Source organism: Streptomyces sp. Da 82-17, assembly GCF_046098215.1.
Lineage (GTDB): Bacteria > Actinomycetota > Actinomycetes > Streptomycetales > Streptomycetaceae > Streptomyces.
In genome coordinates, this window is record NZ_JBJURH010000033.1 from 56,695 (window position 1) to 67,962 (window position 11,268).

Here is an 11,268-nt window from a genome sequence, read left to right on the forward strand (position 1 = left end):
TCAAGCTCCCTTCGCGGCCTGGAACAGTTCTGCCCGCGGATCGTCCTCCGCAGTCGCCTTCCGGTACGTCTCCAGGGCCTCGCGGGCCTCGGGGGTGAGGTCCTTGGGAACCGCCACCTCGACCGTGACGAGCAGATCGCCCCGGGTGCCGTCCTTGCGCACCGCACCCTTGCCGCGGGCCCGCATCGTACGCCCGTTGGGCGTGCCGGCCGGCAGCTTCAGCGTGACCGACGGCCCGCCGAGCGTCGGCACCTTCACCTCGCCGCCGAGGGCCGCCTCCGCGAAGGAGACGGGCACCGTGACCGTGAGGTTGTCGCCCTTGCGGCCGAAGACCGGGTGGGCGTCGACATGCACCACCACGTACAAGTCGCCTGCGGGGCCGCCGCGTTCGCCCGGCGCGCCCTTGCCGCGGAGGCGGATGCGCTGGCCGTCGGAGACGCCCGCGGGGATGCGGACCTGCATCGTGCGGGACGACTTGGCGCGGCCCGAGCCCTTGCAGACCTCGCAGGGGGTCTCGGCGATGAGCCCGCGCCCCTTGCAGTCCACGCACGGGTCGGTGAGGGAGAAGCCTCCGCCGCCGCCCCGCGAGACCTGGCCGGTGCCGACGCAGGTCGGGCACACGCGCGGCGTGCCGTTCTTGTCGCCGGTGCCCGAACAGGCCTTGCAGGGCTGCTGGCTGGACATGCGGAGCGGGACCGTGGCCCCGTCCACCGCCTCGGTGAAGCTCAGCGTGACCTCGGACTCGATGTCCTGGCCGCGCCGGGGCTGCGTCCGCGCGCCCGCCGCGCCGCCCCGGTTGAAGAGTCCGCCGAAGACGTCGCCGATGCCTCCGCCGCCGAAGCCGCCCGTGCCGCCCGCGCCCTGGCCGCCCCCGAAGAGGTCGCCCAGGTCGAAGTTGAACGAGCCGCCCCCGCCGGCGCCGGGTCCGGGCCGGAACCCGCCGTTGCCGAACAGGGTGCGCGCCTCGTCGTACTCCTTGCGCTTCTTGGGGTCGCCGAGGATGTCGTTCGCCTCGGAGATCTCCTTGAACCGCTCCTCCGCCTTGGGGTTGTTCTTGTTGGCGTCGGGGTGGTTCTCGCGCGCGAGCTTGCGGTACGCCTTCTTGATCTCGGCGTCGGTGGCGTCCTTGGGGACGCCGAGGACCTTGTAGTAGTCCTTCTCGATGAAGTCCTTGGTGCTCATCCCCGGCGTCCCTCCTTCCGCTGGCCGGTCGGCTCGCGCCGGCCGGTCACCCGATCAACCGTGATCACGTCAGCCCTTGTCCGGGCCACCGCTCTCCTTGTCGTCCGCCGCTTCGGCGGTCTTGTCCTTCTTGCCCTTGGCCTTGCCCTTGCCGTCCGCGTCGCTCTCGCCCTTGGCGGGCTGCGCGCCGGGCTGCGGCTCGGCGACGGCCACCCGCGCGGGGCGGATGGTGCGCTCGCCGATGCGATACCCGGGCTGCAGGATCGCGACGCAGGTCGTCTCGGTGACGTCCGGCGCGTAGCTGTGCATCAGGGCCTCGTGGACCGTCGGGTCGAAGGGCTCGCCCTCCTTGCCGAACTGCTGCAGGCCCATCTTCGCGGCGACCGTCTCCAGGGACTCGGCCACCGACTTGAAGCCGCCGACCAGCTCGCCGTGCTCCCGGGCGCGGCCGATGTCGTCGAGCACGGGCAGGAGCTCGGTCAGGAGGTTCGCCACGGCGATCTCCTTGACCGCGACCCGGTCGCGCTCGACCCGCCGGCGGTAGTTCTGGAACTCGGCCTGGAGCCGCTGGAGGTCCGCCGTGCGCTCGGTGAGCGCGGCACGGGCCTGGTCCAGCTGCGCCGTCAGACCGACGTCCGCTGCTGTGTCGTCCCCGGCCGGGGCCGCCCCCTCCTCTGCGGAGGGAGCGGCCTTCGACTCGGCGGCCTCGGGGGTGTCGCCGGAGGAGACGTCAGTGGGCTCGTTCTGCTCGTCGAAGCCCGGGGTCTCCTCCGTCATGCGGCGCCGCCCTTCGGCTTCTCGTCGTCGACGATCTCGGCGTCGACGACGTCGTCGTCGGCCTTGGCCTGCTCGGCGCCGGCGTCGGCACCCGGGGCCTCGCCGCCGGCTGCCTGCGCGGCCTGGGCGTCGGCGTACATCGCCTGGCCCAGCTTCTGCGCGACGGCCTGGACCTTCTCCGTGGCGGTGCGGATCTCGGCGGTGTCGTCGCCCTTGAGCTTCTCCTTCAGCTCGGTGACGGCCTCCTCGACCTCGGTCTTCACCTCGCCCGGGACCTTGTCCTCGTTGTCCTTGAGGAACTTCTCGGTCTGGTAGACGAGCTGCTCGCCCTGGTTGCGGGACTCGGCGGCCTCGCGGCGCTTCTGGTCCTCGTCCGCGTACTGCTCGGCCTCCTGGCGCATGCGGTCGACCTCGTCCTTCGGCAGCGAGGAGCCGCCGGTGACGGTCATCTTCTGCTCCTTGCCCGTACCGAGGTCCTTCGCGGTGACGTGCATGATGCCGTTGGCGTCGATGTCGAAGGAGACCTCGATCTGCGGCACGCCGCGCGGGGCCGGCGGCAGACCGGTCAGCTCGAACATCCCGAGCTTCTTGTTGTACGCCGCGATCTCGCGCTCGCCCTGGTAGACCTGGATCTGCACGGACGGCTGGTTGTCCTCGGCCGTCGTGAAGATCTCGGAGCGCTTCGTCGGGATCGTGGTGTTGCGCTCGATCAGCTTGGTCATGATGCCGCCCTTGGTCTCGATACCGAGGGACAGCGGGGTCACGTCGAGGAGCAGGACGTCCTTGACCTCACCCTTGAGCACACCGGCCTGCAGGGCGGCGCCGATGGCGACGACCTCGTCCGGGTTCACGCCCTTGTTGGCCTCCTTGCCGCCGGTCAGCTCCTTGACGAGCTCGGCGACGGCGGGCATGCGGGTGGAACCGCCGACCAGGACCACGTGGTCGATCTCGGACAGCTGGATGCCGGCGTCCTTGATGACGTTGTGGAACGGGGTCTTGCAGCGCTCGATCAGGTCCTGGGTGAGCTGCTGGAACTGGGCGCGGGTGAGCTTCTCGTCCAGGTGCAGCGGGCCCTCGGCGGACGCCGTGATGTACGGCAGGTTGATCGTGGTCTCCGTGGAGGAGGACAGCTCGATCTTCGCCTTCTCGGCGGCCTCACGCAGGCGCTGGAGCGCCATCTTGTCCTTGGAGAGGTCCACGCCGTGGCCGTTGTTGAACTGCTTGACCAGGTAGTCGACGACGCGCTGGTCCCAGTCGTCACCACCGAGGTGGTTGTCACCGTTGGTGGCCTTCACCTCGACGACGCCGTCACCGATCTCCAGCAGCGAGACGTCGAAGGTGCCGCCACCGAGGTCGAAGACGAGGATCGTCTGGTCGTCCTTGTCCAGGCCGTAGGCCAGGGCGGCGGAGGTGGGCTCGTTGACGATGCGCAGGACGTTCAGACCCGCGATCTCGCCGGCCTCCTTGGTGGCCTGACGCTCGGAGTCGTTGAAGTACGCGGGGACGGTGATGACCGCGTCGGTCACCTTCTCGCCGAGGTAGGACTCCGCGTCGCGCTTCAGCTTCTGCAGGATGAAGGCGCTCATCTGCTGCGGGTTGAAGGTCTTGTCGTCGATGTCGACCTTCCAGTCGGTGCCCATGTGGCGCTTGACCGACCGGATGGTCCTGTCGACGTTGGTGACCGCCTGACGCTTCGCGACCTCGCCGACGAGCACCTCACCGTTCTTCGCGAAGGCGACGACGGACGGCGTGGTCCTGGCGCCCTCCGCGTTCGTGATGACGGTGGGCTCGCCGCCTTCGAGAACGCTGACGACGGAGTTAGTCGTGCCCAGGTCGATGCCGACCGCACGTGCCATTTCGATTCCTCCATGACTTGAGTGGAACAGGCTCAAGGATGCACGACGGATCCGACCCAGTCAACAGACCTGAGTCGACCCCGCTCAACTTTTATCCCGCACTTACGGGCAACAGTGATGCGCCTGCTCCCTGAGTGGCGGCCCGACCACACCCCGTACACCCTCGAAACGGGGCATCGCGGACGCCTGTCCCAGAGTCCTCCGGGCCCTCGGCGACCGCAACCGCCCCACCCAGGCCCCCAGCCGGACCGAGCAACCAGACCGAGCAACCGGACCCGGCAACCGACCCCGGCAGACCCCGACGAGGAGCGGATGCAGTGCAGCGCAAGGTCGCCGTCCTGATGACCGGTCACAACCGCCGCGACGCCGTCGTCCGCGCCCTCGACGCGCTCGACCGCCAGCGCGGCCTGCCCGAGGACACCGCGCTGCAGGCCCACTTCGTCGACGCGGCCAGCACCGACGGCACCGCGGAGGCCGTCGCGACCTCACACCCCGAGGTCCGCCTGATGCGCCTCGACCACGAGGCCTCCTGGAGCCAGGGCATGCGCATCGCCAGCCGCAACAGCCGCGGCGCCGACAACACCCCGTTCACGCACCAGTTGTGGCTGCACCCCGACACCGAGCTCCACGAGGACGCCGTCGGCCGCCTCCTGACGGTGGCTCAGGAGCACCCGGGCGCCGTCGTCACCGGCGCGCTCCGCTCCCCCGACGGCGCCCGCACGACCCGCTCGGGCCGCCGCGGCCGCCACCTCACCCTCGTCGAGCCGACCGACCGGCCCGAGCCCTGCCACACGTACGACGCGGGGGTGGTGCTGTTGCCGCGGGCCGTGCGGGCGCTCGTCGGGGACGTCGACCGGCGCTTCCCGCTCGGGCTCGGCGCGCACGACCACGGACTGCGCGCCCACAAGGCCGGGGCCCCGCTCTATGTGGCGCCGCACCATGTCGGCACCGCGCCCGACGCCCCGCACCCGGCCCGCCCGCCCGAACTCCCGCACCGCGCCTGGTGCGTGTACTGCCTGCGCCACGGCGGCCCGTGGGCCCCGGTGCTGCTGCTCTCCCCTTATGCACGGGCCGCGTTCGCGTGGGCCGCGGCCCGTGCATAAGGGCCGCGTTCGCGTGGGCCGCGGCCCGGTGAGAGGCTCGAAGCGTCAGTCGCGGAAGAGCACGAGGCCGCACTGCAGCAGCTCGCCCGAGCGCGGGTCGGCGGCGCCCGGCGCGAGGGACTTCAGGGCGAACCCGAGCTCCGAGCGCGCGAGGTCGAGGGCCTCGGCGAACAGCAGCCCGTCCGCGTACAGCGGTACGAACGAGGTCTGCAGCTGGAGACCCGTGATCTCGTCGGCGTGCTCGCCCGCGCCGCGCAGCACCCGGGTCTCGTAGCCGCGCACGTCCAGCTTGAGGAAGACCCGCTCGCCGGGGGCCACGACCTGCTCCCACAGCTCGTCCAGGCGCCGCACCTCGACCGGCTGCCGCGCCACGTACGCCGAGCGCGGGTTGGCCTCGCGGTGCCGGGGCAGCATCGGCAGGACCGAGCTCGCGGCCCCGTCGTCACCCGCCACGTTGAGGACGGCGGGCCCGCTCTCGTCGCCGAGCGCGTACGGCAGCACGCTCCAGGCGTCGTCCAGGGCGGCCGCCCGCTCAAGCCTGCGGCGCGGCCCGTCCAGCGGCTCGAACGACACGATCCGCCCGCGGTACCCGGCCCGCCGCAGCCCCAGCGCGTACCGCCCGGCGTGCGCCCCGGCGTCCACCACCAGGTCGACCTCGAACTCCTCGACGAGCCGGACCAGTTGCGTCTCGTACGCCTCGGGGTCGGGGTAGCGGGTGACGTCGATCCCGAAGCGCTGCGCGGCGCCCCGCACCCGGTCGAGAAGAGTGCTCATCAACGCGCTCCGGGAACGGCGGTACGGGTGCGGGTGCGGGAAGGCGGCTGCGTACGGCCCCGGGTCCCCGGCGGGCGGGGCACCGGGCGCGGGCCGGTCGCGGTGGCCGTGGCCGTCGCCGTGGCGGGCTGGGGGCGCGGCCCGGTCGCCGGCGACTGACCACGGGCCAGCACCGCCGCCGCGCGGGTGCGCCGGGACGCGGTGCGCGGGCTGCGCGGGTGGGCGACGGGCACGCCCCGGCGTCCGGTCGGACGGGGCCGGCGCGGGCGGGCGACGTGCGCGGCGCGGCGGGCGGCCTCGGCGGCGGGACGTTCGTACACGCGGACCCGGAGCAGCGCCCAGCCGCCGGCCGTGACCGCGAGGAACAGCGGGAGGGCGGCGAGCGGGCCCCACGTGCCGCGGTGCACCAGGACGCCGGTGAGCGCGCCGGCGAAGGCGGTGGCCCCGAGCACCACCGCCGCGCCCGGCACCGTGAAGCCGACCCGGCGCAGCCGGTGGGCGATGTGGTCGGTGCCGCCGATGAGCAGCGGCCGGCCCGCGCGGCGCCGGGCGAGCGCGACCAGGACGGTGTCGGCGAGGCCCACCACGGTCAGCGCGACCAGGCCGACGGCGCCGGGCAGCGGCTGGTGTCCGGTGTGCACGAGGACGGCGGCGCAGGCGAGGACGAAGCCGGTGAAGAGGGAGCCGCAGTCGCCGAGGAAGATCCGCGCCGGGTGCCAGTTCTGGGTGAGGAACCCGGTGAGCGCGGCGGCCAGCACGCAGAGCAGCAGCGTGAGCCCGGTCAGCCCGTCGGCCGCGGCGCACAGCGCGAGCCCCACCGCGGTGACGACGCCGACGACGCCCATGGCCCCGTCCGCGTTGTCGATCAGGTTGAAGGAGTTGGTGACGAGCACGATCCAGCCGACGGCGAGGATCCCGGCGGCCGGCGTGAGGTCGCTGGCCCACACCACGGCGACGGCGGCCCCCGTCTCGACGATCAGCCGGGGCCGTACGCCGAGCGGCCTGAGGTCGTCGACGAAGCCGAGCAGGGCCACCGCTCCGGCGGCACAGAGGAGTACGGCGACTCCGGGGCCGAGCGGCGCGTAGCCGGTGCACACCACGGTGACCGTGCCCGCGACGACGGCGAGGCCGCCGGTGTGCGGGGTCGGGCGGGCGTGCGTCTTGCGGCCGCCGGGCCGGTCGACGAGCCCGATGCGCAGGCCCAGCAGGCGTACGCAGGTGGTGAGCACGGCGGTCAGGAGCAGGGCCACGACGGTGGCCACGAATCCGTAGAGCATGGGCGTCCTCACGTCGGACCCCGCGACGGGGCAGGGCGAGCGAGGAATAAGCTAGTTCGCTATAGCCCTATTTGTCGCGAATAACACGAATTGCTACGCACGGAAAGCCGAGGAACGCCCGACCACCCCCGCACGGCGCAACGCCCGTCCGCCCCGCCCCCGCGCGGCGGGCACACTCAGGGTTGCCTGAGCGACACAGATCACCGCGCCCCTGGCTACAGTGCGGCTCAATAAGTGGGTAGTCTCAAACGGACTGCATAAGTTACCGCTTAGTAATCGCCGGTCGGTCAGTTCGGTCAGTCCGGTGAGTCAACGACGAGACCACCCCTCGCAGGCCCGAGGAGCCCCCAAATGCAACTCGCCGCGATCATCGTGTCGCTGGTTCTGATCGTGGTCGGCGTGGCCCTGTTCGTCCGCGCCCTCCTGCAGATCTACAACTTCATGCGGCTCGGCCAGAACGTGCCCGCGGGCACCCGCACCGACGAGCCCGTGCAGCGCACCGTCACCGTGGCCAGGGAATTCCTCGGCCACACCCGGATGAACCGCTGGGGCATCGTGGGTGTCGCGCACTGGTTCGTGGCGGTGGGCTTCTTCTCGCTGCTCCTGACGATCGTCAACGCCATCGGCCAGCTCTTCCAGGCCGACTGGCTGCTGCCGATCATCGGCGACTGGGCGCCGTACAACGTCTTCGTCGAGTTCCTCGGCACGATGACGGTGCTCGGCATCCTCACGCTGATCGTGATCCGGCAGCTGAACCGGCCCGGCAAGCCCGGCCGCAAGTCCCGCTTCGCGGGCTCCAACACCGGCCAGGCGTACTTCGTCGAGGGCGTCATCCTCATCGTCGGCGTCTGCATCTTCATGCTGCACGCGCTCGAGGGCGCCCAGCACCACGTCGACAGCTACGAGGCCTCGTTCTTCATCTCGTACCCGGTCGTCCACGCACTTGAGGGGCTCGACCTCTCGACGCTGCAGAACCTCACGTACTTCTTCGCCGGGCTGAAGATCGCGACCTCCTTCATCTGGATGATCACGGTCGCCCTGAAGACCGACATGGGTGTCGCCTGGCACCGGTTCCTGGCCTTCCCGAACATCTGGTTCAAGCGGAACGCCGACGGCGAGACCTCGCTCGGCGCGCTGCTCCCGATGACCTCGGGCGGCAAGGAGATCGACTTCGAGGACCCGGGCGAGGACGACACCTTCGGCGTCAGCCAGGTCGAGCAGTTCTCCTGGAAGGGCCTGCTCGACTTCTCCACCTGCACCGAGTGCGGCCGCTGCCAGTCGCAGTGCCCCGCCTGGAACACCGGCAAGCCGCTCTCCCCGAAGCTGCTGATCATGTCGCTGCGCGACCACGCGCACGCCAAGGCCCCGTACCTGCTGGCCGGCGGCGGCAAGACCATGGAGGGCGAGGAGAAGGCCTCGGCCGAGCAGCTCGCCGACGTCCCGGCCGCCGCCCTCGCCGAGGCCGAGCGTCCGCTGATCGGCACCGTCGAGGAGAACGGTGTGATCGACCCGGACGTGCTGTGGTCCTGCACCACCTGCGGCGCCTGTGTCGAGCAGTGCCCGGTCGACATCGAGCACGTCGACCACATCGTCGACATGCGCCGCTACCAGGTGATGATCGAGTCCGCGTTCCCGTCCGAGGCGGGCACGATGCTCAAGAACCTGGAGAAGAAGGGCAACCCCTGGGGTCTCGCCAAGAAGCAGCGCCTGGAGTGGACCAAGGAGGTCGACTTCGAGGTGCCGGTCGTCGGCAAGACGATCGACGACCTCACCGAGGTCGAGTACCTGTACTGGGTCGGCTGCGCCGGCGCCCTGGAGGACCGCGCCAAGAAGACCACCAAGGCCTTCGCCGAGCTGCTGCACATCGCGGGCGTCAAGTTCGCGATCATGGGCGGCGACGAGAAGTGCACCGGTGACTCCGCACGGCGTCTCGGCAACGAGCCCCTCTTCCAGGAGCTCGGCATGGAGAACGTGGCCACGCTGAACGCCGCGTTCGGCGAGGACGACGAGGACGAGAGCACCAAGAAGCCCAAGTCCGCGAAGAAGATCGTCGCGACCTGCCCGCACTGCCTCAACACCCTCGGCAACGAGTACCCGCAGCTCGGCGGCGACTACGAGGTCATCCACCACACCCAGCTGCTGCAGCACCTCATCGACGAGGGCAAGCTCATCCCCGTCACCCCGGTCGAGGGTCTGATCACCTACCACGACCCCTGCTACCTGGGCCGCCACAACAAGATCTACACGCCGCCGCGCGAGATCATCGGCAAGGTCCCGGGCCTGCGCAACGAGGAGATGCACCGCCACAAGGAGCGCGGCTTCTGCTGCGGCGCCGGCGGCGCCCGGATGTGGATGGAAGAGCGCATCGGCAAGCGCATCAACACGGAACGTGTGGACGAGGCGCTGTCGTTGAACCCGGACATCGTCTCCACCGCCTGCCCGTTCTGCCTCGTCATGCTGACCGACTCGGTCAACGGCAAGAAGAACGACGGCAAGGCCAAGGAGTCCCTCCAGGTCGTCGACGTCTCCCAGCTGCTGCTCGAATCGGTCAAGACGCCGGTCGACCCGGCCGGTGAGGACGAGTCGGAGGACGCACCGGAGCCCGAGCCGGTCAAGTAACCGCTCGTACGGGACAGTTGGCCGTACGCAGTTGAAGGGGGCCGCCCGCCTGGGCGGCCCCCTTCGCCGTATGGTGAGCGCCTCGTGTGCTGGAGGGGTGGGGTGGGACATGGGTGAGGGCTGCCCGAGAGGGTGGAGACCCGTACGGCGGGCTCGTCTTCGCGGCGGGGCGCTCGCGCTGGGCTGCGCGCTGCTGGTCACCGCGTGCGCCGGCGGTACGGAACCGGAACCGGCGCCGCGCGCGAAGGCCGGGAGCGCCGCCTCCGCCGTGCCCCTCCTCCCCGTGCCGCACGGCAAGGGCAGCCGGCTCGCCGCGCGCGGGGACGACTTCAACGGCGACGGCCTGCGCGACCTGGTCCTCGACGACCTCGTGCACGACGGGCACGGCGACGACGCGGGCATCGGCATCGCGTACGGCGTCCGCGGCGGGCTCCCCGACGTGCGCGCCCGCCAACTCCTCGACCCCGCCGAGCAGGCCGCGCCCACCGCGGGCGAGCTGCCCGCGGCGTTCGACGCGGCGGCGCGCTGCGACCTGGACGCGGACGGCTTCACCGACCTGGTCGTCGCCACCGACCCGCCGTACGACGGCGTCGGCCGGCCGCCCGTACCGCTGCAGCTGCTCTTCGGCTCGCCCGACGGGCTCACCGGGAAGGCCGTGAAGCTGGCCGTCCCCGCCGCCGCCCGGTACGGCAACGAGTGGTCGGACCAGCCGGTGTGCGGCGACTTCGACGGGGACGGCGGCGCCGACCTGGTCGTGCATGCCAGCAACGCGCGGATCAGCTTTCTGCGCGGCCCGTTCGCCCAGTCCGGCGCACGGCGCGGCGCCCCGCGCTCCGGCACGCTCCTGCCCGCCCCCGGCACGGTCCTGCGCGGTCCGGCGCGCGACGTGAACGGGGACGGGCGCGACGACCTGGTGGTGCACGCCTCGGGCGGCACGGCGCGCAGCAGCCTCGCCCTCGGCGGTCCGGCCGGGCCGACGCGGACCGGGTCGGCGTTCCCGGCGGGCCGGGACGTGGTCTTCGGCCGGTTCGGGCGGGGCGAGGCCCTGGACGCGGCGGTCGCCGGGGAGCGCCGGGTCGGGCTGCGGTACGACGTGGGCGCGGCGGGCGCCGGGCGCGGCACCGGCACCGGCACCGGCTCCGGGCGCGGCGCTCCCTCCGGGCGGGGTGCGCTCGACGTCCGCGCGGCCGCCCTGCGCACCGGCGACCTGGACGGCGACGGCCGCACCGAGCTGGTCGTCGGCACGGGCGGCCCGAAGGGCCCGTACGTGTTCCGGGGCGCCCGGCGCTCCGCCGTGCCGCGGACGGGGGCCGAGGGCACGCGGGACGTCCTCGCGGTCGCCGACTTCGACGGGGACGGGCTCGACGACCTCGTCGTCCGCACCCACAGCGGCGGCGCGAAGGACGAGGTCGCGGTGTTCCGCGGCACGAAGAACGGCCTCGCCGCACGCCCGGCCCGTACGTTCTCCACGGCTGCCTTCGTTCCGGCCGCCGCCGACGAGGGCGGCACGACGGGAGGTACCGAGTGAAGGCTCGACTCCCGCGTGCGGCAGGCGTGTTCGCGCTCGCCGGGACGCTCCTGCTGACCGCCTGCGGCACGGGCTCCGACTCCGGTCCCGAATCGAGCAGCTCCGGCCCCGGCTCCGGCTTCGCGAAGCCGCCCGCCTCCCCCCGCCCCACC

Annotated in this window: 8 protein-coding genes; 3 read left to right on the forward strand and 5 right to left on the reverse strand. The window is 72.0% G+C overall.

Annotated elements, in window-relative coordinates; translation table 11 throughout:
- The 3 genes from dnaJ to dnaK all read right to left on the reverse strand — a co-directional run bounded on the left by dnaJ (nucleotide 1) and on the right by dnaK (nucleotide 3,815).
- Complete coding sequence (gene dnaJ, locus ACIDOF_RS35825; RefSeq protein ID WP_409010428.1) at nucleotides 1–1,182, reverse strand: molecular chaperone DnaJ; 1,182 nt, start codon at nucleotides 1,180–1,182, stop codon at nucleotides 1–3.
- A gap of 69 nt (nucleotides 1,183–1,251) precedes the next feature.
- Nucleotides 1,252–1,959: a nucleotide exchange factor GrpE gene (grpE, locus tag ACIDOF_RS35830; RefSeq protein WP_409010429.1), complete on the reverse strand. Its 708-nt coding sequence runs from the start codon at nucleotides 1,957–1,959 to the stop codon at nucleotides 1,252–1,254.
- Entirely contained in the window at nucleotides 1,956–3,815 is a 1,860-nt protein-coding gene (gene dnaK, locus ACIDOF_RS35835; protein ID WP_409010430.1) for a molecular chaperone DnaK, read from the reverse strand. Before dnaK ends, grpE begins: the two co-directional genes overlap by 4 nt.
- Before the next feature lie 317 nt (nucleotides 3,816–4,132).
- Here dnaK and ACIDOF_RS35840 point away from each other — a divergent pair, with 317 nt between their 5' ends.
- Nucleotides 4,133–4,918 (forward strand): glycosyltransferase family 2 protein, encoded by a 786-nt coding sequence (locus ACIDOF_RS35840; protein ID WP_409010431.1) that lies wholly within the window; start codon nucleotides 4,133–4,135, stop codon nucleotides 4,916–4,918.
- 45 nt (nucleotides 4,919–4,963) lie between these two features.
- Here the strand turns inward: ACIDOF_RS35840 and ACIDOF_RS35845 are convergent, their stop codons facing one another.
- The gene (locus tag ACIDOF_RS35845; RefSeq protein ID WP_409010432.1) at nucleotides 4,964–5,692 is read right to left on the reverse strand and encodes an FkbM family methyltransferase; all 729 of its coding nucleotides are present in this window, start codon (nucleotides 5,690–5,692) and stop codon (nucleotides 4,964–4,966) included.
- Nucleotides 5,692–6,969 carry a glycosyltransferase family 4 protein gene (locus ACIDOF_RS35850; RefSeq protein ID WP_409010433.1) on the reverse strand — a complete coding sequence of 426 codons (1,278 nt, stop codon included), beginning with the start codon at nucleotides 6,967–6,969 and terminating at the stop codon, nucleotides 5,692–5,694. The genes ACIDOF_RS35845 and ACIDOF_RS35850 overlap by 1 nt, the downstream gene beginning before the upstream one ends.
- 351 nt (nucleotides 6,970–7,320) lie before the next feature.
- On the opposite strand from ACIDOF_RS35850, the gene ACIDOF_RS35855 reads away from it, so the two are divergent.
- Both ACIDOF_RS35855 and ACIDOF_RS35860 read left to right on the forward strand, forming a co-directional pair.
- Nucleotides 7,321–9,588, forward strand: a complete 2,268-nt coding sequence (locus tag ACIDOF_RS35855; RefSeq protein ID WP_409010434.1) for a (Fe-S)-binding protein — start codon at nucleotides 7,321–7,323, stop codon at nucleotides 9,586–9,588.
- Between the two features lie 109 nt (nucleotides 9,589–9,697).
- The gene (locus tag ACIDOF_RS35860; RefSeq protein WP_409010435.1) at nucleotides 9,698–11,116 is read left to right on the forward strand and encodes an FG-GAP-like repeat-containing protein; all 1,419 of its coding nucleotides are present in this window, start codon (nucleotides 9,698–9,700) and stop codon (nucleotides 11,114–11,116) included.
- Nucleotides 11,117–11,268 lie beyond the last annotated feature (152 nt).

What these genes read in the sequence shown, in the direction of transcription:
- ACIDOF_RS35855 (WP_409010434.1), top strand. Translation starts at nt 7,321, where the DNA reads ATGCAACTCGCCGCGATCATCGTGTCGCTGGTTCTGATCGTGGTCGGC.
- grpE (WP_409010429.1), bottom strand. Translation starts at nt 1,959, where the DNA reads ATGACGGAGGAGACCCCGGGCTTCGACGAGCAGAACGAGCCCACTGAC.
- ACIDOF_RS35850 (WP_409010433.1), bottom strand. Translation starts at nt 6,969, where the DNA reads ATGCTCTACGGATTCGTGGCCACCGTCGTGGCCCTGCTCCTGACCGCC.
- ACIDOF_RS35845 (WP_409010432.1), bottom strand. Translation starts at nt 5,692, where the DNA reads ATGAGCACTCTTCTCGACCGGGTGCGGGGCGCCGCGCAGCGCTTCGGG.
- dnaJ (WP_409010428.1), bottom strand. Translation starts at nt 1,182, where the DNA reads ATGAGCACCAAGGACTTCATCGAGAAGGACTACTACAAGGTCCTCGGC.
- dnaK (WP_409010430.1), bottom strand. Translation starts at nt 3,815, where the DNA reads ATGGCACGTGCGGTCGGCATCGACCTGGGCACGACTAACTCCGTCGTC.
- ACIDOF_RS35860 (WP_409010435.1), top strand. Translation starts at nt 9,698, where the DNA reads ATGGGTGAGGGCTGCCCGAGAGGGTGGAGACCCGTACGGCGGGCTCGT.